Origin of the sequence: Chitinophaga barathri (assembly GCF_003807585.1) — a bacterium.
GTDB classification, from domain to species: domain Bacteria; phylum Bacteroidota; class Bacteroidia; order Chitinophagales; family Chitinophagaceae; genus Chitinophaga; species Chitinophaga barathri.
In genome coordinates, this window is record NZ_RMBX01000015.1 from 131,953 (window position 1) to 155,448 (window position 23,496).

A 23,496-nucleotide genomic window follows, 5' to 3' on the forward strand; every position below is an offset into this window, starting at 1 on the left:
TTTGGGGAATCCAATGCCTATAACCGTTTATATCGCAATTGTCTCTGTGCTTTTACTCCTGCTGGCGGTCCTCTACCGCCGGATGGCCAGGTACAGGCGGCAATATAGAACGGAAGCCACACTCAACTACTTCACCACTTCATTATTCGGCAAAAACACCGTGGACGACATCCTCTGGGATGTAGCCAAGAACTGTATCTCACGCCTTCACCTGGAAGACTGTGTGATCTATCTCCTGGATGATGAACTGGGCGTACTGGTGCAGAAAGCCGCCTACGGCCCTAAAAACCCCGTCCGTTTTGAGATACGGGACCCCATAGAGATCAGGCTGGGCCGCGGTATCGTAGGCACGGTGGCGCTTACGGGCCGGCCGGAGATCGTACCGGACACCTCCAAAGATCCGCGGTATATCGTGGATGATGAACGCCGCCTGTCCGAGATAACCGTGCCCATCATAGACGCCGGTAAAGTGATCGGCATCATCGATTCGGAGAACTCGCACCGGGACTTTTATACCACGGAGCATCTCCTCTTGCTGGAGCGGGTTGCGGCCATCTGCGCTTCTAAGATCTCCCGTACGGTGATGGAAGAAAAAAGCCGGCGGCAGGCCATGGAAGTACAGCTGCTGCACAAACAGCTGGCAGAGTTCCGGCTGGTGACGCTTAAGAGCCAGATGAACCCGCACTTCCTGTTCAACTGCCTGAACGGAATTTATCATTGTATCCTGTCTTCGGATATAGACAAAGCTTCCGATTACGTGTCCAACTTCGCGAGGCTGCTGCGGATGGTACTGATGCACGCGGAAAAAAATTTTATCTCCCTGCGGGAAGAAGTGGAGCTGCTGGGGCATTACCTGAAGATAGAAGCGCTGCGGACAAACAAACCGTTTCATTATTCCATTTTTATAGACGAGGGTATTAACCCGGACGAATACTTTGTGCCCGGCATGCTGATCCAGCCGTTCCTCGAAAATGCCATCTGGCATGGGCTGATGAATAAAGAAGGGGACCGCAGCCTGCATATCCACTGGCGCAGACCGAAGGAAAAAGAACTGCTGTGCGAGATCACGGACAACGGTGTTGGCCGCGCACAGTCCACCCGGCGCCAGCCTTCCAGCCATGCTTCCAAAGGTATGAGCCTGTGTATGGAGCGGGTAGAGCTGTACAAAGTGCTTTTTAACTCCACTTTCCATATCCGGGTGATAGACCTGTACAGCGAAGACGGCGCAGCGCAAGGCACAAAAGTGAACATCGCTTTTGAGATCGCTCCCGGTGCGGGAGTGGCGCATATGGGTTGAGAAAACTTTACCCGGACTTAGGAGGGGTATTTTGGGAAAATCCGGAGAGTTTTTATGGAAATCACCGGGGAGGGCATCTACATAAAAATACCCATGTTATGCTGAAGTTATCCTCCATCCTGGTTGCCGTAATGCTGCTGGCGTGCACTGCGCTCTCTGCCCAGGAAAAAAAGACCACGCCCGCAAAAGCAAAAGAACCGCAGTTTACTCCTCCTGTAATCAAACAGGTTTCTCCTTCCAAAGGAAAAGTACCACCGCCTCCGCCGCCCGCATTGCCCCGGGTACAGAAGGACGCCCCCGGCTTCATCCGGAGTAAAATTCACGCCGCCGGTGCTTAAAAAAGATGCAGCTGCTAAAACAAATAAAGAAAAGGAAGTACGGTTCACTCCTCCTGTGATCAAAAAGGAGGCTTCTCCGAAAAGTGAAATGGTACCTTTCACTCCTCCCGTGATCAAAAAAGACGAACCCGTGAAAAAAGACTGAGAAAAGAATGAATCACCGGGCTCATTCCCCGGCTCAACAGAATGACGGCGCTCCGCCTCCGCCGCTTAATTGTATTAATCCCGCCTGATGAATAAAGAAAAGCGCACGATAGGTGCGCTTTTCTTTTATACGGTATAGCAGGTATTCTCACCGATCACCACTGTTTGTTTCCAGCGGTTGCAACTGGAGAATGGCTCTCCCGTTACTCAAAAACCACCGTTTTATTCCGGTAGACGAACACCCTGTCGCTGAAAACGAGGCGGAGCGCCTTCGCCAGCACGGACACTTCTATTTCCTTGCCAGCCTTTACCATATCCGCCGTGGTGAACGAATGGTTCACCGGGATCACCTGCTGGGCAATAATGGGCCCTTCGTCCAGCTCGTTCGTCACAAAATGGGAGGTGGCGCCTATCAGTTTCACCCCTCTTTCAAAAGCCTGTTTGTAAGGGTGCCCGCCGGCGAAAGCGGGAAGGAAGGAATGATGGATGTTGATGATCCGCTCCGGGTACCGGGCCACAAAATCCGGGCTTAGCACCCGCATGTATTTCGCCAGTATAATATAATCCGGGTTATAACCGGCAATCACCGACTGCACTTTTTCTTCAAAGGCGGCTTTGCTTTCCTGCTCGTGGGAGATATAATGAAAAGGAATGGCGAACCGCTGGCAGATGTTCTCCAGCACCTGGTGGTTGCCGATCACGCATTGCACGGTAGCGCCCAGGGTGTTGAACTGGTTGCGCACCAGGATGTCCGCCAGGCAATGGTACTCCCGGGTCACCATCACCACGATCTTTTTTTCCGGCCGGGGGTTAATGCTGACAAATGCCTCCGGCGGAAGCACCAGCCGGATGGCCGCTTCCAGCGCCACGGGGTCGCTGTCGTTTTCGGCTTCTATACGGATGTAAAAACGGTTGTCTGTTTTATCCACAAACTCCCTGAGCGAAACAATGTTCAGCCGCTCCTTCGCCATAATGGCGGATATACCAGCCACAAGGCCTACCCGGTCTATCGATTGAATCAGGACTATCATAGGACGACCAATTTATTAAAATAAATCCGCCTCTAATAATGTATTCCACGCCTGTTTCCGGGCGGCGGGTAATTTAGTACGGAAAAATGGTAAGATCGGATCATTAATTAAGCCCGCGATTATTGGTGATTTACGTAGTTTTAACTGCATAAATTATTGAAATCGCGTGGCTTTGGCCGTAAATATGTATGATAAGCAACCTGACGAAACGCTCCTGCAACTAATTGCCGCGGGAGATGACGTTGCATTTACCATCATGTACCGCCGTTATGAGCAGCACATCCGCGAGGTGGCGCTCATGTACACGAAAGACCCCGAAGCCTCCCGGGAGATCGTCCAGGAAGTGTTCCGCCGAATCTGGGAAAAACGCGAAAAACTCACTGAGATCAAAAGCCTCAAAGATTACCTGTTCATCATCGCCCGCAATCTTATTTTCAACCAGTTCAAAAAAGCCGCGCAGGAGCTTGCTGTACGCAAGCAGCGCCTGTACGAAACCCTTGAAACGATCAACGATGCGGACTTTAAGGTAAGGAACCAGGAATGCGAATTTATCCTCAATACCGCCATTGCCAGCCTTCCGCCCCAACGGAAAAAGATATACCAGCTGGCCAGGGAAAAAGGCCTTTCCTATGAAGAAATAGCCACCGAACTACGTATTTCCCGCTTCACAGTTAAAAACCAGATGGTGCAGGCGCTGCAATCCATCAGGCTCTACCTTCTCCACCACATGCATACCCTGCTGCCTTTGCTCTGCATCAGCATACTGGGATAAAAATTTATTTTTCGCCGGAATAGTCCTCCGGCATTTCAGCATTGTCTTTATTTCAACTTGACCGCCAGAAGGCACTAACAGTACATCAATGACAGAACAGGAATTTTTGGATTTGCTGGCCAGGTATAAACATGGGAAGCTCAGCGGCGCAGAGATGCAGCAATTTGCGCAGGCCGTTGCGGACGGAACATTTGATGACCTGGTAAAAGAAGATGTGCTGAAGACCCTGCATGAGCCGAAAGTATCGGGAAAAAAAGGCATTCTCAGGATATTGACAGTGCGCCGATACAAGGTAGCGGCAGCAGTAGTGGCAGGCGTAGTGGCAGGCGGCCTTTCATTCCTCTTGTTAACCCGGCACAGCAGGCAGGCGGACATTACCGCCCGCCGGAACGTTGAGGCGGACTTCCCGCCCGGCTCCCACAAAGCGGTACTGACACTGGCGGACGGCTCTGTAGTAGAGCTGGACAGCACAGGGGCGGTAATACCCGCGCAGGGAAACGCCATTGCGCAGGCATCCGGCGGCCAGCTTCATTACCAGGGCGGCAGCAGCGGCCCTGAATCTTTGTACAACACACTCCGCACGCCACGGGGAGGACAATATAAGATCAAACTGGCGGACGGCACGCAGGTATGGCTCAATGCGGGCTCTTCCCTGCGTTTCCCGATACAGTTCCATAAAGGAGAAAGAACGGTGGAGCTGAAAGGCGAAGCTTATTTTGAAGTGGCGAAAGACGCTGCCAGGCCCTTCAGGGTAAAGGCCGGCAAAATGGATGTGGCGGTGCTGGGCACGCACTTCAATGTGATGGCCTATGAGAATGAAGAAACCATCCAGGCTACACTGCTGGAAGGCGCGGTGAACGTGATGGCAGGCAACGAACAGCAGCGGCTGGCACCGGGCCAGCAGGCCAGTATGCCCGCCTCAGGCCACATTGCCGTGAAAGAAGTGGACGTGGAAGAAGCGGTGGCCTGGAAAAACGGCCTGTTCATCTTCCAGGACGCCGGCATCACCACCATCATGCGGCAGATCGAAAGATGGTACGATGTGGAAGTGGAGTACGAAGGCGCGCCCAAAGACATACAACTGAACGGAGAAGTATACAGAAGCTATAATTTATCGCAGGTGCTGGCAGTGCTGAAAGCTGCCGGTCTACAGTTTAAAATCGAGGGAAAAAAGGTAGTAATCATTTCCTGATAAAAGTTTAACGGACGAGTGAACAACACAGCTGCACATAAACTGGCGGCAGGGGAGCCGCATTTTTCCACACTAAAACTACTCTTTATGAAAATGTAATCTGACTATTTGCTGCCGGTAATAAAAAACCGGTGGTGCTGGACACACCACCGGCGGATTTATCCGGATGAGCGTAACTGACCAATCGTTGCAGACCACTTACACTTCACCCAAACATTGCAAAATTATGCATTTGAAACCTAATGGAAGTACTCCGTTACGTGCGGGGTATGGAACGACCAAAATCTGGATGGTTATGAAAATGACCTCATTTCTGCTACTCGCCGGACTGCTGCATGTAAGCGGCAAGGCCCTTCCGCAGTCCATCACACTGTCGCTCAAACAGGCCACGCTGAAAAAAGTATTCAAAGAGATCCGCAAACAGAGCGGCCACCTCTTCCTGTACGACGACAAGATCATAACGCCGCTCACTCACGTGGACATCTACGTGAAAGACGCGCCCCTGCAGCAGGTGCTGGAAACAGCCCTGAAAGACAGCGGCCTGGAATTCGAGATCGTGGAACGAAACATCGTGCTGCGCAAAAAGAAGCCCCTGCGCATATTCCCCAACATGCTGGCGGACACCTCCATCCTGCCTGAAGTGACCGGCAGGATCCTGGATAACACGGGCGAAGTGCTGATCGGCGCCAGCGTGATCATCAAAGGCACCACCTCCGGCGTTGTGGCGGATGCCAACGGCACGTTCAGGCTGAAGAACGTCCAGAAAGACGCCGTGCTGGAGATCCGCTTCACCGGTTATGTGACCAAAGACGTGCCCGTAAACGGCCGCAGCGCCATCGAGGTAAGCCTCGTGGTGGACGATAGCAAGCTGAGCGAAGTAGTGGTGGTAGGCTATGGCACCCAGAAAAAAGCCAATCTCACCGGCGCGGTGGACCAGGTGAGCGGCGAAGTGATGGAGAACCGCCCCGTGACACGCATTTCACAGGCCCTGCAAGGCATGGTGGGCAACCTGAACATCGGCACCACCAGCGCGGGCGGAGCCCCCAACGCCACCCAAAGCATCAACATCCGCGGGTATACCGGTATGGGCACCACCGGCGGCCCGCTGATCGTAATAGACGGCGTGCCCGGCGGAGACATCAACTCCATCAACCCCAGCGATATCGACAATATTTCCATCATCAAAGATGCTGCGTCCGCAGCTATTTACGGTTCCAGCGCACCTTACGGCGCCTTGCTCATCACCACCAAACAGGGAAAAAAAGGGAAGGCGCCTTCTATTTCCTACAACAACAACCTCAGCTGGGCGCAGCCCATCAACCTGCCGCAGATGCTCAACTCGCTTGAGTTCGCGGAGATGTACAACGAAGCGTTCACCAACGCGAACCGCGCCAAATTCTTCAGCGACGACGCCATTCAGCGCATCAAAGATTACCAGTCGGGCAAAATGAAGGACGAAACCATCAAAAGCCCGAATGCCAACGGCTGGGAATCCTGGAACGGCGGCAATGCGAACAACGACTGGTTTAAGATATACTTCCGCGACGTGGCCTTCAGCCAGCAGCACAACATCGGCGTATCCGGCGGCGGCAGCAACTCCAGCTACTACGTAGGCCTGGGCTACAACGACCGCCAGGGCATGTACAACTTCGGGGACGACCGTTACAAACGTTTCAACGTACGGGCGAACCTGAGCAGCAACCTGACCAACTGGCTCACGGTGAACGTGCGTAACTCCATGTCCCGCGAGATCTACAATACACCCAACACCTACGCCGGCCAGACCGGCGGCAACTACATGCACCAGTTTGCGCGTAAGTTCCCCAGCGTGCCGCTGTACAATCCTGACGGCCGCTATTCCGCCACCAGCAACGTAACGCTGCATACCGAAGGCGGACGGCTGAAAAACGTCAAAGACCAGGTATTCCTGACCGGCGAATTTGTATTCAAACTCGCCAAAGGCTGGAACCTGACCGCCAACTATACTTTCGACGGTATCAGGCAGGATGAGACGAATCACACCAAAACCGTCCTCGAATACCTGCCGGACGGCACCACGGCCAATGTGGGCGGCACCTTTCCGAACGCTTTCTCCCGCTGGACCAGCAACCGCGAGCATCACGTGATCAACGTGTATTCCTCCTACGAAAAAGAGATCGGGCACCACCAGTTCAAGGTAATGGGCGGTTATATCAAAGACCTGATATCCCTGACGGAATTCAGCGCGGGCAACAACCAGCTGTACTCCGACAATATCCCGGCGCTGAACCTGGCGTACGGCCTGAGCCCTTCTGTTTCTGACCTGGTGCGCAAGCTGGCTTCCGAAGGATTTTTCGGAAGGGTGAACTACTCGTACAAAGAAAAATACCTGTTGGAGCTGAATGGCCGGTATGACGGTACTTCACGGTTCCTGGACGATGCGCGCTGGAGGTTTTACCCCGGTATGAGCGCCGGCTGGAACCTGCACAAAGAGAACTTCTGGGCGCCGCTCGCCAAAACCATCAACACTTTCAAAATAAGAGGCTCCTACGGCCAGCTGGGCGACCAGTCTTTCCTGGATGCCAACGGACCTAATTATTACCCCTTCTTCCCGAGCCTCGGCACCAGCCGCCCCACCAGTACGAACTGGCTTTTCGGCGGCACACAGCAGGCATCCGTATCGCAGCCGGGGCTGGTGAACCAGGATCTTACCTGGGTAACCACCACCAGTTCAAACGTAGGCGTGGATGCATCTTTCCTGCAGGACAGGCTGACCGCTTCTTTTGACTGGTACATCCGCAAGGCCAGCAATTTCGCAGGCCCGTCCCAGGTATTACCGGCAGTGCTGGGCACCGGCGTGCCGCAGGCAAACAATACGGACATCGAAACACGCGGCTTTGAGCTGATGATCAATTGGGCGGACCGCATCGGCAAAGTGAATTACCACCTTCGCGGCGTGCTGAGCGATTACCGCGGCTCCATCCTGAAATACCCCAATCCTACCGGTCTGAACACGACCTGGTACGCCGGTCAGAAAATGGGTGAGATATGGGGTTACACCACGGTAGGATTCTTTACCAGCAACGACGAAGAGGCCAAGGGCCCACGCCAGACCAAACTATCTTCCGCCAACTGGACGGCGGGCGACGTGAAATACGCGGACCTGAACGGGGACAATGTGATAGACTGGGGAAACAATACCCTGGCCAATCCCGGCGACCGCAAAGTGATCGGCAACAACACCCCGCGTTATTCCTACAGCTTCATCGGCGAAGCAGACTGGAACGGGTTTGATTTTTATGTATTCCTGCAAGGGGTGGCAAAAAGAGACGCATGGGTAGGCTCCAACTATTTCTGGGGCATCGTGGGCGACGAATGGCAAAGCTCGCCTTTTACCGTGCACCGCAACCGCTGGACGCCTGAAACCCCGAACGGTTATTTCCCCAAGTATTATATGAGCGGGGAGAACGGTAAGAACACGCAGACGCAGACGCGTTACCTGCAAAATGCGGCCTATATGCGCATCAAAAACGTGCAGCTGGGTTATTCCCTTCCCGCGCATGTCATTCAGCGTATAAAGGCTCAGAAAGTACGGTTTTATGTAAGCGTGGAAAACCTTGCCACCTTCACCAATCTCGTGAAGACCATGGACCCCGAGCTGTCCATCGGCGATGCCAAGATCTACCCTCTTCAACGCACCTATTCCGGCGGCCTTAACGTAACCTTCTAAAACTGATCACTATGCGACTGAACAAAATATGGACGATACTGGCTATAACAGCAACCACGATGGCTTCGTGCTCCAAAGATTTCCTGGACAGGGCGCCGGAAACGAACATCAGCGAAGCGGATTTCTGGAAAACGCCCAATGACCTGAAACTTTACTGCAATAACTTTTACAATAACTTCCTGCCTGCTTATGGCGGCTTTGGCAACATCGGCATATACGGCCTGGATGCGGACCAGGGTAGCGACCAGATGATCTCCATGGGGGTGAACGGCTCGCTGAACGGCGAGATCACCGTGCCGGCCACCAGCGCCAGCTGGGCCTGGGGCGGCATCCGCAACACGAATTATTTTCTCGCGAACTACGGCAAAGTAATCGCCTCCTGGGACAACGTAAAAGGATACGTGGGCGAAGCGTATTTCTTCCGCGCATACCAATACTTCAGCATGATGAAGATCTACGGCGCGCTGCCCTGGATCGCGAAACCGCTGAACCTCACGGATACGGAGCAACTGTTCAGCGCCCGCCTGCTCAGGAATGTGATCGCCGATTCCATCATCCAGGACCTGGACAAAGCGATAGAATACCTGCCCTCCAAACCCCAGGCGCAGGCCTCCCGGATCACGAAAGAGATCGCGCAGGCTTTCCTTACAAGAGTGGCGCTGTATGAAGGCACATGGGAAAAGTACCATGCCGGTACAGACTTCGGCGTAGCCGGCTCCAACGGCGCCAAATACCTGCAAAAGGCCGCTACCGTTGCGGAAGCGCTGATGAACAGCAATGTGCATTCGCTGGATAACGAAGGCGTGGACTTCGGTTACTGGAAGATATTTAACCAGACGGATCATACGAACAGCAAGGAAGTGATGTTCTGGCGCAAGTTTGACCTTACGCTGAACCTCACGCACAACTGGCACCGCTACACCACCGGCGGCGCGGGCCGTGGCATGACCAAAACTATGGTGGACTATTATCTCTGTACGGACGGGCGGCCCATATCCTCCAGCCCGCTGTACCGCGGCGATGATTCCCTTGCGAGAGTGGCGGCGAACCGTGATCCCCGCCTGGTGCAGACTATGTACGTACCGGACGGCAAACACATTATCACCTCGAACCAGCCCGGCGGCGCGCCCAACCGGCTGTTCACCCTGCCGTCTTTCGAGCAGGCGAACGAAGGCAAGCCCGCTACCGGCTACCAGCTTTACAAAGGTCATAACCCCGATTACCAGCAGCAATACGCAGGGAATGTGGGCGTAACGGCCGTGATCTTTTTCAGGTATGCGGAAGTACTGCTCAACTTCGCGGAGGCCAAAGCCGAACTGGGAACCTTTACCCAGGCGGATGCGGATAAGTCTGTGAACAAACTGAGGACCCGCGCGGGTATGCCGGCCATGACGGTGAGCAGCGTAGAGGCGGACCCCGCCTGGCAATTTCCCGCGCTGAGCGGCATCATCAATGAAGTGCGCCGCGAAAGAGGCGTGGAGCTGGCCGCGGAAGGTTTCCGCAGGGATGATGTATTCCGCTGGGCCGGTGCGGACGAACTGCTGGTGGGTAAAAAACCGAAAGGCGCAAAACTGTCGCAATGGCTCACCGTAGTGCCTGCCGGGCAGCTCAGCACTTACCCTGTAGATGCGGACGGATATATCGAACTGTTTAAAAATATTGCTTCCATGGCTTCAGGATACAGGTTCAATGTACAGCGCGACTACCTGTTGCCGCTGCCAACGAACGAACTGACGCTGAACCCGGCACTGGCCCCTCAGAATCCGGGATGGTAGCTCATTTGACCAACTATTAAATTCCTATGAAACCCAAAAAAGGCTGTCTTTCCAGGCAGCCTTTCTTTTTTTATGATAGCGATAACAGCCGTTCCAGTAATTTCCACGGCTGCGATGTTAAGTTCATATTAAGCGTGGAATGTGCATAGGTATGCCGGCATTTTGTCGTAAATTCAGGTTGACCCCTCAATTGTATTACCCAAAAAACACATCTTATGGGCAAATTTGTCATCGCCAATGGCCCTTCGGGCTCTTTTTATTTTAACCTGAAAGCCGGCAACGGCGAAGTGATCCTCACCAGCGAACATTACACCACCAAAGACAAATGCCTGGAAGGCGTTGCGTCCGTAAAAAGGAACGCGGTGATGGACAGGCAGTATGAGGACAGGACGGCCAACGACGGAAGGCTGTATTTTGTGCTGAAAGGCGGCAACCAGGAAGTGATCGGCACCAGCCAGATGTACCAGGGCAGCAGTGGCCGTGAAACGGGCAAAGCCTCTGTGAAGGCGAACGCCGCCGAAGCGGCGATTGAAGAAGAATAAGCAATTGTGTTGGAAAATAAAACAGGCTGGCCGGGAATCTTCCGGCCAGCCTGCGTTTTGAGAGACAGGTTGTTTTATTTGATCCCCAGCTCCTGCTGTATCTGTTCCAGCGATTTCCCTTTTGTTTCCGGCATTACGCGCCAGATGAACAGGAAAGATGCCAGCATCATCACACTGTAAAAAATGAAAGAATAAAAACCGCCGTTCGGGCTGCCTTCCACGATGATGGGAAAGGTCCAGGAGATGATGGCGGCCATGATCCAGTGGGTGAAGCTGCCGAGTGAGCCGCCCTGTGAACGTACGGCGTTGGGGAATATTTCAGAAATGAATACCCATATCACCGCGCCCTGGGAAAAAGCAAAACAGGCGATAAACCCGATCAGGTAGATGATCACGCTGCTACCGCCGCCGCCCGGACTGTTGAACGCGATGGCCGTGAGCGCAAGGAATACGAACATGCCCGCCGCGCCGATCAGCAATAGTTTTTTCCTGCCAAAGCGGTCTATCACGCTCATGGCCAATAGGGTGAAAAGGAAGTTGGCCGCGCCGATGTACACCGACTGCTGGAAAGCGCTGGCCTGGTTAAAGCCGGCCATTTCGAATATCCTTGGGGCGTAATAAATGATCGCGTTGATGCCGGAGAGCTGGTTGAACATTGCCAGCAGCATGGCATAGAAGATGGGTTTGTTATATTTCCCGGAGAAAAGGCGCTCTTTAATGCCTTGTTTTGCCAACGCATGTTCTTCCCTGATGAGCGCAGCGATGCCTGTTTCGCCGGTACGCGCAAAGATCTTTTCCGCCGCTTCATCCTGCCCGTTCAGCACCAGCCAGCGCGGGCTTTCGGGGATGGTCCTCACCAGTAAAGCAAACACTGCCGCAGGTATCGCCATTACACCGAGCATGTATCTCCAGGCATCGTCTCCCGTGCCTGCCAGCAGGAAGTTTGCCAGGTAAGCCACGAGGATGCCCGCCACGATATTCACCTGGAATGATCCAGCCAATGCGCCCCTGATCTTTGCCGGGGCTATCTCCGAGATGTACATCGGACCTACCACGGAAGACGCGCCCACTGCCAGCCCGCCGATAAAACGGAACAATACGAACAGCAGCCAGGCTGAGCTGAGCGCGCAGCCTATCGCGGATAGGAGATACATAAGGGCGATCACGATCAGTACTTTTTTCCGGCCGTATTGCTGTGCCGGCCCCCCGGTGAGCAAAGACCCGAATACCGTACCGATAAGGCTGGATGCTACGGTAAAGCCCTGCCAGAAAGAGTTCAACGACCATAACTGTTGGATAGTTTTTTCAGCGCCGGAGATAACGGCCACTTCTATACCGAATAAAAAGCCGCCGAGCGCGGCTATGAGCGATACGCGAACGGCGTAACCATAGTCTTTGACGGCTGTACGTGGAATTGCTGTAGTCATGTGGATTTTTTAGGATGGACTGAAATTAAGCGATGTTTTCGGGAAATCATAGGTGGGAGGCTGCTAAAACGGGTGCTAAAGTTTTGAGCGGGAAATGTGCATTGCCGTAAATGAACGCCGGAGTACTAGTACCTCCGGCGTCATTTGGCAACCGCATGGGTTACAGGGACAGATCCGCGCTGGTTACATTACCGGGCATGTCGCGGGCTTCTATCCTTGCTTTTACTGCGCCTGTCAGGGCATTGGAAAGGATATAAGCCCAGATGTCCTTTCCTCCGGCGGCAGGTGATGCCTGGCCTTGTTCAAGGATATCCCCTGTTTCATTGAGGATGGCAATATGCACGGACTGGACTTTGAAGTCGTCTATGACATATGCTGTGATGGTATCCCCCAGTGATCCGCTGAAGTTTCCGGCATCTGCGCTGACGATGACGGGGGCATGGAAATAATCGGCCATTGCCACATTGTTAGCGGTCAGGCCATCTTTGGCTTTAGCAGCGTAAGCGGCTTTTTTCAATGGATCGGCCAGTGCCGTCTTTGCATACAGAGATGCTTCCTGGAACTTCGTCCTTATTTCCTGTTGGGACTCAGTCGGGTTGTCTTCCCTGGGCAAAGGCGGAAGGCTGATGATCGTCTTGCCGGCGCGCTGCCTGAAAATGAGTTCAGTGCCCAGTGCGCCGCTGACGCCTTTCATAATTGAATTACGAGATTGTTTCATTGTTTAAGTTTTTAGTTAATAAAATTGTTTACTCAGTAACTACGGGCCCTTTCGTTACAATTACAAAGTTGGGTTATCGCACACCGAAAGGATTTACTTAACGGGAGAAAAAGTATACCGAATGGGAAAATCTCGTTGAGACAAATACTTTTTTAACCAGAATGAAAGAGCAAGGATCGTCGAACGATCGTCGAAGGAAGGAGCAAGGAGAGAGCAAGGAGAAGAGTGGTTAAAATAGTATTAGGGGCGTTTTGCATTCAGGTTAACCGACAGGTATAAACAACTCCGCCACGGCAATTGCAGTGGCGGAGCAGAAATTTATAATCGTAGATATTTACAATCCCAGCCTTTCCCTCAACTGGCTTAGCATTTCCACATCTTTATCCCTCATTTTCCCTTCACGGCTCGGAGGGGAATTGATGATGAGGATATTGTCCTGCGTGGTGGTTTTTTTGAACAGGTCTTCCAACTGGTCCAGTGATTTGTATTTGGTGTCCTGGGTGTTGTAGAACCATTTCCCGCTCATACATACCGTGGATTCCCAGGGCATGTAATAGTATTTGCCGTCGTGCGAAAATACCTTCGGGTCGGGGTTCGCTGGCAGGTAAGGATCGCCGATGCGGAAATCGCTGGGGAAATAACGGATCGGGTAACCTTCTTTTTGTTGGGTGGGCAGTACCATGTGCTGGTCCGGGTTGCCCGGTGCCCCGATGCTCCAGTTGATGCCCACCTGGCATTCCGGTTCGCGGGATTTGATGGTCTGGTAGATTGCTTCTACAGGCCAGCGGTGGTTGGGCTTCGTCCATCCGCCATCGAACCAGAACTCAACGATGGAGGTATGTTTTTTCGTGATATCGATCAGTTCGGCCAGCTGGTCTGTCATCAGCTTATTATAAGCGGCATCGAGGGTGGAGTCTTTTACATTATCGTTGTGATGCCTGTCCCACAGCGAATAATACAGCCCGAGGCGGATGCCGCTTTTGGCGCAGGCTTTGGCAAGGGCTTCTATCACATTGGTTTTGTTGCCGGATTCGGCTACGTCGTAAGTGGTGTATTTGCTATCCCAGAGGCAGAAGCCGTCGTGGTGTTTAGTGACGAGGATCACGTATTTCATGCCGGCGGCTTTGGCCGTCTGCACCCATTGTTCAGCGTCAATGGCGGTGGGTTTGTAGGAAGATGGTGGCAGTGTTCCGTCCGTCCATTCCTGGTCGTGAAAGGTGTTGATGCCAAAGTGAATGAACATTCCGTATTTCCTTTCGATCTGTTTTTTCTGTGCTTCGTTTGGAACGGAGGAAGGCACGGGCGCGAGTGACGCCGTTTTTTTGGATACACTGCAACCGGCCATTAATACCGGTATGCCTAGCAGGCAGCATAGTTTTCTGATCATACAAAATTATGTTAAAGAGTAGTGGGTTGGGGGGGAAGATAATAAGAAATGGGGTAAATACATCTATATTCGATCTGCTCTTTTTACCTGAACCCTTGTATGATATGAAATTCTATTGTTGCATCCTCTTTTTATGGTTACTGCCATCTACCTTTTGTTACAGCCAGGCAGACAAGAAGGCCCCCGGCCCCGCTACCGTTTTGATCTTTGATAGTATACCAAAGTTCACCAGGGAAGTCCGCCAGTTTTCGAACCTGACGCATGTTCACACGCAACCACAGGCCTATATCCGGGATAATTTTTATACGCAGGGTATTAATCCACGGTCCCGGGTAAAGGATACGATCGTTTTATATCCGAAAGGCGGATACATCGTATTATCCTTTTTCTATTCGATGATGCATCAGCCGTTCGACTATGTTATCCGGAAGGGAGATACGGTCACCATCCGGTTTAGAAATGACATGTCCTATGCTACGTCAACAGACCAGGGCTATACTGATTATCTCAATCATGAATATAGCCGGCGTATGGCCGGGACTCCGGAGCATACCCCGTACGAGATCTATATAAATTATGCTATTGTGGCGAAAAGCCTGAATGAGCTTATGAACAACGAGCCTACGGCCAAAGCTGACTGGTACCCTAAAGCCAGGAATTACCTGTTGAATGAATTGAGATCCTTGTCTGAAATGCCCGGTCTTAGCGGGAAGTACCCGATGATGTTTAACTTTTTCCAGGATAAACTGACTTACCTGGTGAAAAGACTGGATTTTGAGCAGAATAAACTCCCTGCGGATAGCCTCCGGGACCTGCTCCGGGTAAACAAAACAATGCCGTCCGATATGCCATATTCATATTTCCTGCCTTTCCTGGAGACGGTTGCGAGGAAAAACATCGTCAGCAGGGCCCGTGTCTTTAAATATGAGCATGGGAATATCGTCGATTACAGGGAAGTATATGACAAAGTAAGCGCGTGGGATGAGATCAATGATCTTTATAGGAAGCAGCTATTGTACGGGTATCTGAAAGAGATTGGGACCGGGTTTTCGGTGACTGATTTTAATAAATACCTGTCCAGGTTCTCGTCTTTTACAAATGATACGATACTCATAAAGGAGATCAGGCAGGAGTTTCCCGCTCCGTATGACATAACATCTCAAAGCGGGGATTCTTTACTGATGCTGGATGCGCGGGGCAATCAAACAGACCTGCAAACTTTTGTAGCGCAAAACAAGGGCAAGGTGATCTATATCGATTTTTGGGCCAGCTGGTGTGTGCCCTGTAGAAGTGAAATGAAAAGTGGAGAGGCGTTGAGGAAAAAATTTAAGGATAAGGATGTTGTGTTTGCCTATTTCTCCATCGACCGGCAGAAGTCGCAATGGACCGAAGCGTATAATGCGGATAAGCTCAATGAACTGCCGCATAATTATATTCTGCTGAACTGGGGCTCTTCCCGGTTTCTGAAATCCATTGGCTTTGGCCCTATTCCCCGGCATCTTTTGTATGATAAGTCCGGGCGGCTGGTTCATAAAAATGCGCCGGGGCCGGGATCGGCGGAAACAGCGCGTTTGCTGGAGCAATATGTTTCTCAGAAAAGCTCCCTTCCAATTGAAGGGAGCAAAAGATGATACTTACTTTTTTTGAAGCTGGCGGAGTTGTTCTTCCAGTTGCATGATTGTTTCTGTTGCCGGTCTATCTGTTCCTTTTGCCGTAAAAGATAGAGGGTAAGTTCTTCCACCTTTTTTACGATGGCGGCCTGGTTTTCGCCAAGGTCGAGATGTTCGTCTGCAACTTGTTTTGCGGAAGGCATTCCGGGAAGATGTCCTTTTGTTTTGATGAAAGCGGCTACTTCCTGCAATGATGGAAGCTGGTACGTGTCGCTGAAAACATAGTCCGGCCATGCGGAACTTCCACTTTTTTCATATCGAGGGATATTTTAGTCCAGGTCAGGGATTGAAGATCAATATACCTTGGGAATAAGAAATTTTGCGTAATCGAACTTTACTTAGATTGTTTTCTCTCCAACTCTTTTAACCGCTTACCCAGCTCCAGCAATTCCTGCTGTTGCTTTAATATCAATTGTTGTTGCATTTCTACCTTCTTATTTTGATCAATCAGGTATAAAGTCAACTCTTCAATTTTCTGCATTTGCCTTTGCTGCATATCTCCAATATCTAATCCTTGTTGCTGTATTTCTTCTGCCGCAGGGATGCCCGAAAGATGCCTGTATGTTTTCACATGGCTTTCAACATCCTTTAAAGGTGGCAATACATACGTTGAATCGAAAACAAAATCGGCCCATACTTCCTGGGTAACCTTTACTTTTCTGGCAGCAAAAGTACCTTCAACAGCGAGTTTATAGTTAGTCGGCGCAGAGGTGCCAATTCCTACATTGCCATTGTCTGCAACCGATATTCTTTCCAGCCCCAGTGTGAAAAACTTCATTCCACCATAACCACTCATCCATAAAGTTGGGCCGGCTGCCGTCCAACTATCCATTACCCATTGCATTCCATAATGTGGCTGATACTTAGTATCATAAGTAAAACGGTCATTCAAAGATACTCCAAGATGATCCCCTAAATTTCCCAAAGAGATATTTCCATTTACCATAAATTTTTGCGTAGGAGTATTTATGTCAATACCCACGTTTCCTGTTTCAGCAAGGAAAATGCCTGAATTCGTACTGTTATCGGCTGCGTTTTGTATAGCAAACGTGCTACTGTTTCGTAAAAATCCCATACCTGCAATAGTCCGCCATGACCTTATAAATGATAGATGAAAAGCATTGTCACCCTGATCTGCTGGCCTTGAAATCTGGATCCCCTTCCCATATGCAATTGGGTCATATTCTTCTCCAAAATTCACAATACCATAGTATCTTGAAGCCCCAGCGACCTGGAGAGAAAAAGGGGAATTTGCCCCTATAGTTACAGGGCCAGTGGACGGAAAAGAATTTTGCGCATGAAGCGTACAAACAAAATAGAAAAGAAGGCAATAGGTTAGATAGATTTTTTTCATGTTCTTTTTAATTATTGTGTTACAACGTAAATCTTTTGGCATAAAAAAATTCGCCAGCGATGTGCATTGGCTTGCAGTATACATGCGAATAAAAATGTGGGAATGATCCGGGTTATTTTTTTCATGTCGAGGGATATTTTAGTCCAGGTCAGGGATTGAAATCAATATACGATGGGAATAAGAAATATTAAATATAAAAAGGGTTGCCATACACATGCAACATTACTATCTACTTTCAATTACTATGGTTTTTGTCCCATAAATTCAACGCCTCCAAAAGACGCTCTTCCATCTCAGCTATAAATTTCTCCCTTGAAAAATCTTTTGGGTAGTATTCAGTCCCTCCGGTTTCAATTTCCCAGATCTCTAGGTGATAGCAGTAACAATCCCATAAGCCTAGTTCTTGAAAACTGTAAACGGATCCATCAACTGCGTTATAGATTTCGCAAAATCCATCATAAGGGCTTTGTGAAAGGGAGTTTATTCGTTTTATGATGGACGTAATGTAAAATTCCAGGGCCTCCTTTTTGTCAGGTAAGACTAAGTTATTTTCAGCTAATGCACTAGCGAAATACGCCCGTAATTCAAATCCATTGTCCGAGGAAGACATCCCGGCAAGGATGAGGAGTGAATCCGAATCCCTTCCATTAGTAAGTGCAGTTATTGCAATGTCAGGCAAGTCTTTTTCTGTAAGATAACCAAGTACGTACGAGGCAATCTTTTCCTCAAAATTCGTTTGGGTCATAAGTGAAAATTACTGACGCAAAGCTAAAAAGCGAAATATAACTATTTCAGCGTAAAAAAATTGGGTATTTTATACTGGGAAATTATCTCCATCGGAATCGGGAGCAACGGCACCCGCTCCGGGTTATCCGTCTTGATACGGTTCTTGATAATAACAAATGTACGTCGCGGTTCTGCTCACCGATTTGCTCACCGAATGATTTGAACATCTTTGTGAAAATTTGTACAAATTACTCGTAAAAAAACCGCGCAAACGCAAGGCTTACGCGGGTTTCAGCAAATTTGCCCAAGTAATTCGGGCTTCTAGAAAGTGGTCCCACCTGGGCTTGAACCAGTCCCAGAATGCAATACAGTTAAGGGTTTCAGCATATAATGGCTCATTTGCCCACCTTTAGGACACCTTTTGGTGGATTTAAGGCATCTTTTTGAACTTTTAGCAGGCTGGAAATATCCTTCACGATTATTTCAGCTTCGTGGATAATTCTTTCCCTGTCAGCAATTGACAGGTCTGTGTGCTTTGGCTCATTCATCCTTTTGTAGAAAAGGCTGTGATTGTAGCCCAATTCCTTACAAACCCTATTGCGAAAGGTCTTTCCTGAGCCAAGAAAAGCCAAATAAAACTCCTTCAGAATGCTTACTGATTCAATTTCAAATGTTTCCATCGATTAACTTTTGTGAAGTTCTTCAAAAATGCCCAAAATGGTGTCCTCTTTGGTGTAGTTCTCCCTTAAAATGGAGGTGGTGCCCCAAAAGTTGCAGCTATAGTTCCTGTAGACCAGCTCCCCCAGATCAATTAATTCATCCCCCATCCAGTGAGGAACCAGCAGCCACTGGAAAACATATCTTTCCTTGGGGTTGAGCTTTTCCAGCTTTTCTTTTTCAGCCTTTAGGGTTTCCAGCCTACTTTTATGTTGTTCCTGCTTTTCTGAAGTAATAAGGGGATTGAAAAGCTCTTTGGTCAAAATGGACACTTCCCTGTCTATTCGCAAAATCAGGTCTTTTACAAACAGGCTGGTGCCTTTATGCAATCTTCCTTCCAGCAGAATCTCGTAGGCCAAAGAATTGTGCATGAAGGGAAGTTGATCCTTTTCAGGTTTTTCCAAAAGGAAGGTGTTAATAAGGTGCGTCTGATCTGCCAGAATAGCTTTCTGGGCAAAAGCCTGAAATTTTGCAATCTGATCTTCTTTCATGTTAATGTTTTTTGGTTAAGGAATTAATTCAGGTTGGTTATACTTCAGATGGTTAAGAGAGGGGGAAGTACCAAACCTTAAAATATGGAAGGGGGAAAGGTGGAGGGGTGCTCAATAATGCTATATATTTATATTAACATCAAATTTTTGGGGCTGGAAAATTCTGGTGAAAATGTTCAGCTATATAGCAGCTACAATCGTGTGTGTGTGTTGAATGAAAATGAAAGAATCACAGTGATAGGATGAATAGCATTTTATAATAATGTGGAAATTCTATTTTAACTTGTTGTCTATATGCCAAAAACTATGAAATACTTAATTGTAATACTCCTAAATACACTTTTGTTAACAGAATCATATTCGCAAGATTCCACTTTCCAATCTTATAATCCAGATAAAATAAAAGAAGAGATTAGTAAAGAAAATAGGTTAGAAGAAGACATGAAGAAATTGAGGGAATATGATGAGAAGAGGAATATCTCATATCCTACAATACAAGGCAACGACAGCCCTCAAAAAAAAACTGAATTAGATCAACTTATAGAGAGTTTAGAATCAGATAATGGCCCCAATATGAGTTCTAATCCTGCAACACATCCTGTTGCGCCTAAAGGGGTTTACAATACATCTGATACCAGCAAGATTAATACTGATGCTGAAATTTTTGCACCAGCAGAAAGCTCAGAGAAAAAGAACAATCACAACACACTTATTCTAGTTGGGGTGATTGCCTTCATTTCTTTAGCTATTATTGTAATAACGATAAGTTCAAAATAGCTTGTATAAGATAAGTAACCAGTTAAGCAGTATTCCACATGCACCTAACTAGCACTTAATTAAGTGCTAAAAACTGATTTGACAACTTTTAAGCAAGGGAATATTGTTTCAAACTTGCTCGACACCAAAATATCAACCATTAAACTGTGTGGAAACGCAATATTTGGAAGCTTATTACATGAACATTCAGTTGCTAGAATAGATTTTTTTCAATGCTATTGGCAGATAATTTAGTCCAATGTAATTTTACATTTCGATTTTAAAAATGAGCGAAATTTTGAAAAGAAATTTTGGTCAGGTGGTATACAACTATTTCACTTTTAAACAAGTAAAAAATGAAAAAATTATTCAACAAGCAATCATCTTTTAACAAGTTGATTTTCAAAATTCTATTTTTGAATGACCAGACAATTATTTTACATTCCTGAGAATATAGATATAGATGATATTCTCAGGAAAAACCCAATCAACCACATAGTTGGCTTTAACAGAGATAAGCTACTCTACATTTTACATCTTCTTGCAGAAATCCCCTCCAACAACAAAGATTTAACAAACGAGGATGGTTATGTTCCAATTAATGCTGAAATCTTGAAACAGTGGATTGGCAAGGGGTATTCAGATTATTTAACCTACTTACAGGAAGCTGGCATTATCGAATCAGACAACCATTTTATTACAGGGATAAAATCCAGAGGGTACAGATTTTGCGCCAAGTACCAACAGCCTCTAAAATCAATCCCTGTAACCAATTTAACCCTGCTCAAAAAGATGGCGAATAACAGGCAGGTTGAGAAGGATGAAGATGAAATAATTGCAAAACCCACTGCATCTTCTAAGATTGATCTTTCTACTATTGCCAGAAAATATAAGCCCATTGAGAAATGGTACCAGTCTGGTGGCTTAAAAATCAACGATAAACTTGCACATGCTTACAATGCAGAAATATACCTGCAAAAGAAAAAAGACAGATCGAAATGGGATAAAACTATTGTAAGCAAAGGGATTAAATGGAAAAACCCCTATGCGCAGTATCTTGGCACCCATTTGAATATTGAGAAGCTAAGGAGAGGCTTATTTAACCCACATTTCGACCAAAATGTATTCAGGTATCATTCTGCACTGACATCCTGCAAAAGAGAAATCAGGAATGCCATTAATTACGATGGGGAACAGTTGGTTGCCATTGATTTGTCTAATAGCCAACCCACTTTGCTTACTTTGCTGCTAGATGATGAGTTCTGGACAAATGAGGCGAAGGGAGGAAAATTAAATTCTTCAGTTATTCCTTACCTATTCATTACTCCAATATTCTCCAACCACAACAGCTTCACCAATTCCATTACTCTGTGTAAAAATGCCCAGAATAATAGAATAAAGGAGGGAGATGAAATGTGGAATTATTATAGAATGGTAAGTAGTGGAAATTTTTATTCTGAATTTCGTCAGCTACTAAAAGACAAACTGGGATTAGATTTTATAACTAATGAAGAAGTGAAGCCCATATTGTTCACAGTGCTGTTTACAGATAACAGATTCATTGGGCAAGAAGAAGCTGCTCCCAAAAGGCTTTTCAGAGATATATTTCCTAAGATATACGAGATCACAGCATCCATTAAAAGGGCCAAGGCTGAAAATTTGCCTATCCTGCTGCAAAGGGTTGAGAGTTATATCATGTACTATCGCATAGTGGTAAGAATTACACAGGAAAGACCATACCTGCCAATTTTCACACTCCACGATTCAGTTGTAACATTGAAGGGGTACGAAGATTATGTAGAAAATGTGATGAAAGAGGAATTTGGGAATTGCTTAGGATTTTCACCACATTTTAAGAAAGATTACTGGCATGGAGATAAATTGAAGCTGGTAGTGTAGCTGAAAAAGGTGCAGGTAAATAAATCCTGCACCTTACATAAAATTGATTCAACTACAGACAGCACCAAAAACAAAGCAACATTAGTATTAATACGCCCAGTATTATTTGCACCACAGGATTTTCTTGCATTTTGGGATATTTATGTGGTATGATATATTTACTGATAAAAGTTCCCAAACCCCAACAAATCAACACCAGCATCAAAACTGTCCAGATCAGGATGATATTATTCATTGGATGCTGTTTTGAGGTTATTAGATAGCTTTTCCTTCAGCTCCTGCATATCCTGGCTAACCTTCATATCAGTTACCATTGCATACTGATGAGTGATCTTGGTAGAGGTATGCCCAAGGATTTTGGAAATACTTTCAAGTGAAACCCCATTAGCCAAAGCAATTGTGGTGGCAAAAGTTCTCCTGCCCACATGGGAGGTGATGTTTTTATTGATTCCACAGACATCAGCAATTTCATGCAGATAGGAGTTAAATTTCTGGATGCTGTAGAATGGAAGAATAGGCTTATCTGCCCCTGCATTGTATTTATCCAGCAGGGCCAATGCTTTAGGCAGCAGGGGAATTGCACTTCTTACATCTGTTTTCTTTCTTCTGGTGATAATCCACCTACCCCCATCTATGCCCATAGAAATGTCCTCCTGCCTCAATTTTGCCATATCAGCAAAGGCTAACCCTGTGTAGCACTGAAATAGGAATATATCTCTTGTGATCTGTAGCTTTCTGCTGCTAAAAGTTTTATTTTCAATCTGTTCCAGCTCCTGCTGCGTTAAATACACTCTGTCCACATCTTTATAGCTGCATTTGAAGGCTGTAAAAGGGTTTGATTTAATCCAGCCATTCAGCAGAGCCATGTTTATGATCTTTTTGAGGTTCTTGCAGTGCTTGATGGCTGTATTGTGGTCATTGTGATGAACTGTTTTCAGGAAGTGTTCAAAATCTGCCATGAATTTATAGCTCAGTTCCTTCAGCTTCAGGTCTGGTTTTGAAAAGGAGTGCTGGACAAATTCCTTGATTCTGCTAAAAGTTACCCTGTACTTTTTAAAGGTGGACAGGGAAAAGTCTGTGCCTATTCTGGATTCAAAGTTGTCGTTGTGATATTGAATCAGTTCTAATAAGGACATATTGCCCTCATCCCTCCCAAGGAATTTATCTACCAGTAGCCCAAGACTTACATTTTCATCCAGCAGCATATCTTTAAACAGGCTCAGGATTTTACCCTTTACCTCATCGATATATTTATTGGTCTGTGTTGCATCTTCTGTCTTGCCTTTCACCTTGTATTTGCTGCTATCCCACTTTTCAGGGTCAACAGCCAAGCCTGTAGAAAATTCCTTTCTCTCATTATTGTAGGTAAGCCTGAGCATGAGGGGAACTTGGCCCCTCTTATTGGCTCTGTTCTTTTTTATCCAGAAAAGTATGTTGATATTATTTGACATTGCTGGAAGGTTTTAGATGTTCAGCTTTGAGGAATCTGAACAGTTGTCAATTAGTTTTAATTTGACAAACCCTTACCTGTACTGCATTTGGGAGGAAAAA

The 23,496-nt window shown here is 47.9% G+C and carries 21 protein-coding genes; 11 read left to right on the plus strand and 10 right to left on the minus strand.

What is annotated here, in order from left to right; genetic code table 11:
* The first annotated feature begins 13 nt into the window (after positions 1–13).
* The 3 genes from EG028_RS24480 (at position 14) to EG028_RS27800 (ending at position 1,780) form a co-directional block, all read left to right on the plus strand.
* Positions 14–1,297, plus strand: coding sequence for a histidine kinase (locus tag EG028_RS24480; RefSeq protein WP_120518983.1), 1,284 nt, complete (start codon positions 14–16; stop codon positions 1,295–1,297).
* Between the two features lie 98 nt (positions 1,298–1,395).
* The gene (locus tag EG028_RS24485) at positions 1,396–1,635 is read left to right on the plus strand and encodes a hypothetical protein (protein ID WP_120518984.1); all 240 of its coding nucleotides are present in this window, start codon (positions 1,396–1,398) and stop codon (positions 1,633–1,635) included.
* Entirely contained in the window at positions 1,628–1,780 is a 153-nt protein-coding gene (locus tag EG028_RS27800) for a hypothetical protein (RefSeq protein WP_162946628.1), read from the plus strand. Before EG028_RS24485 ends, EG028_RS27800 begins: the two co-directional genes overlap by 8 nt.
* Positions 1,781–1,982: 202 nt before the next feature.
* On the opposite strand, the gene purU is transcribed toward EG028_RS27800, so the two are convergent.
* Entirely contained in the window at positions 1,983–2,810 is an 828-nt protein-coding gene (purU, locus tag EG028_RS24490; RefSeq protein WP_174235436.1) for a formyltetrahydrofolate deformylase, read from the minus strand.
* A 184-nt stretch (positions 2,811–2,994) separates the two neighbouring features.
* Between purU and EG028_RS24495 the strand changes: the two genes are divergently transcribed.
* The 5 genes from EG028_RS24495 to EG028_RS24515 all read left to right on the plus strand — a co-directional run bounded on the left by EG028_RS24495 (position 2,995) and on the right by EG028_RS24515 (position 10,800).
* Positions 2,995–3,582 (plus strand): RNA polymerase sigma-70 factor, encoded by a 588-nt coding sequence (locus EG028_RS24495; RefSeq protein WP_120518986.1) that lies wholly within the window; start codon positions 2,995–2,997, stop codon positions 3,580–3,582.
* Positions 3,583–3,670: 88 nt separating this feature from the next.
* Positions 3,671–4,774: a FecR family protein gene (locus tag EG028_RS24500; protein ID WP_120518987.1), complete on the plus strand. Its 1,104-nt coding sequence runs from the start codon at positions 3,671–3,673 to the stop codon at positions 4,772–4,774.
* Between the two features lie 295 nt (positions 4,775–5,069).
* A complete protein-coding gene (locus EG028_RS24505; RefSeq protein WP_162946629.1) occupies positions 5,070–8,483 on the plus strand; it encodes a TonB-dependent receptor in 3,414 nt (1,137 codons plus the stop codon).
* A gap of 11 nt (positions 8,484–8,494) precedes the next feature.
* Positions 8,495–10,258 (plus strand): RagB/SusD family nutrient uptake outer membrane protein, encoded by a 1,764-nt coding sequence (locus EG028_RS24510; RefSeq protein WP_120518989.1) that lies wholly within the window; start codon positions 8,495–8,497, stop codon positions 10,256–10,258.
* A 215-nt stretch (positions 10,259–10,473) separates the two neighbouring features.
* A complete protein-coding gene (locus EG028_RS24515; RefSeq protein WP_120518990.1) occupies positions 10,474–10,800 on the plus strand; it encodes a YegP family protein in 327 nt (108 codons plus the stop codon).
* 74 nt (positions 10,801–10,874) lie between these two features.
* Here EG028_RS24515 and EG028_RS24520 read toward each other — a convergent pair whose 3' ends face one another.
* The 3 genes from EG028_RS24520 to EG028_RS24530 form a co-directional block, all read right to left on the minus strand.
* Positions 10,875–12,227, minus strand: a complete 1,353-nt coding sequence (locus EG028_RS24520; RefSeq protein ID WP_120518991.1) for a sugar porter family MFS transporter — start codon at positions 12,225–12,227, stop codon at positions 10,875–10,877.
* Between the two features lie 160 nt (positions 12,228–12,387).
* Complete coding sequence (locus tag EG028_RS24525) at positions 12,388–12,945, minus strand: hypothetical protein (RefSeq protein WP_123864788.1); 558 nt, start codon at positions 12,943–12,945, stop codon at positions 12,388–12,390.
* A 334-nt stretch (positions 12,946–13,279) separates the two neighbouring features.
* Positions 13,280–14,332, minus strand: coding sequence for an alpha-L-fucosidase (locus tag EG028_RS24530; protein ID WP_241559215.1), 1,053 nt, complete (start codon positions 14,330–14,332; stop codon positions 13,280–13,282).
* 104 nt (positions 14,333–14,436) lie between these two features.
* Between EG028_RS24530 and EG028_RS24535 the strand changes: the two genes are divergently transcribed.
* A complete protein-coding gene (locus EG028_RS24535) occupies positions 14,437–15,963 on the plus strand; it encodes a TlpA family protein disulfide reductase (RefSeq protein ID WP_162946630.1) in 1,527 nt (508 codons plus the stop codon).
* Here EG028_RS24535 and EG028_RS24540 read toward each other — a convergent pair.
* The 5 genes from EG028_RS24540 to EG028_RS24560 form a co-directional block, all read right to left on the minus strand.
* The gene (locus tag EG028_RS24540; RefSeq protein ID WP_123864789.1) at positions 15,924–16,145 is read right to left on the minus strand and encodes a hypothetical protein; all 222 of its coding nucleotides are present in this window, start codon (positions 16,143–16,145) and stop codon (positions 15,924–15,926) included. The genes EG028_RS24535 and EG028_RS24540 overlap by 40 nt on opposite strands.
* A gap of 191 nt (positions 16,146–16,336) precedes the next feature.
* Entirely contained in the window at positions 16,337–17,356 is a 1,020-nt protein-coding gene (locus EG028_RS24545) for a hypothetical protein (RefSeq protein WP_123864790.1), read from the minus strand.
* A 235-nt stretch (positions 17,357–17,591) separates the two neighbouring features.
* Positions 17,592–18,101: a hypothetical protein gene (locus EG028_RS24550; protein WP_120518997.1), complete on the minus strand. Its 510-nt coding sequence runs from the start codon at positions 18,099–18,101 to the stop codon at positions 17,592–17,594.
* A 376-nt stretch (positions 18,102–18,477) separates the two neighbouring features.
* Complete coding sequence (locus EG028_RS24555) at positions 18,478–18,762, minus strand: hypothetical protein (RefSeq protein WP_120518998.1); 285 nt, start codon at positions 18,760–18,762, stop codon at positions 18,478–18,480.
* Between the two features lie 3 nt (positions 18,763–18,765).
* Positions 18,766–19,290 (minus strand): hypothetical protein, encoded by a 525-nt coding sequence (locus tag EG028_RS24560; protein WP_120518999.1) that lies wholly within the window; start codon positions 19,288–19,290, stop codon positions 18,766–18,768.
* A 294-nt stretch (positions 19,291–19,584) separates the two neighbouring features.
* Between EG028_RS24560 and EG028_RS24565 the strand changes: the two genes are divergently transcribed.
* Together EG028_RS24565 and EG028_RS24570 are read left to right on the plus strand one after the other, a co-directional pair.
* Complete coding sequence (locus EG028_RS24565) at positions 19,585–20,067, plus strand: hypothetical protein (protein ID WP_120519000.1); 483 nt, start codon at positions 19,585–19,587, stop codon at positions 20,065–20,067.
* Positions 20,068–20,466: 399 nt separating this feature from the next.
* Positions 20,467–21,945, plus strand: coding sequence for a hypothetical protein (locus EG028_RS24570; RefSeq protein WP_120519001.1), 1,479 nt, complete (start codon positions 20,467–20,469; stop codon positions 21,943–21,945).
* Between the two features lie 227 nt (positions 21,946–22,172).
* Here the strand turns inward: EG028_RS24570 and EG028_RS24575 are convergent, their stop codons facing one another.
* The gene (locus EG028_RS24575) at positions 22,173–23,396 is read right to left on the minus strand and encodes a site-specific integrase (protein WP_120519002.1); all 1,224 of its coding nucleotides are present in this window, start codon (positions 23,394–23,396) and stop codon (positions 22,173–22,175) included.
* Between the last annotated feature and the right edge of the window lie 100 nt (positions 23,397–23,496).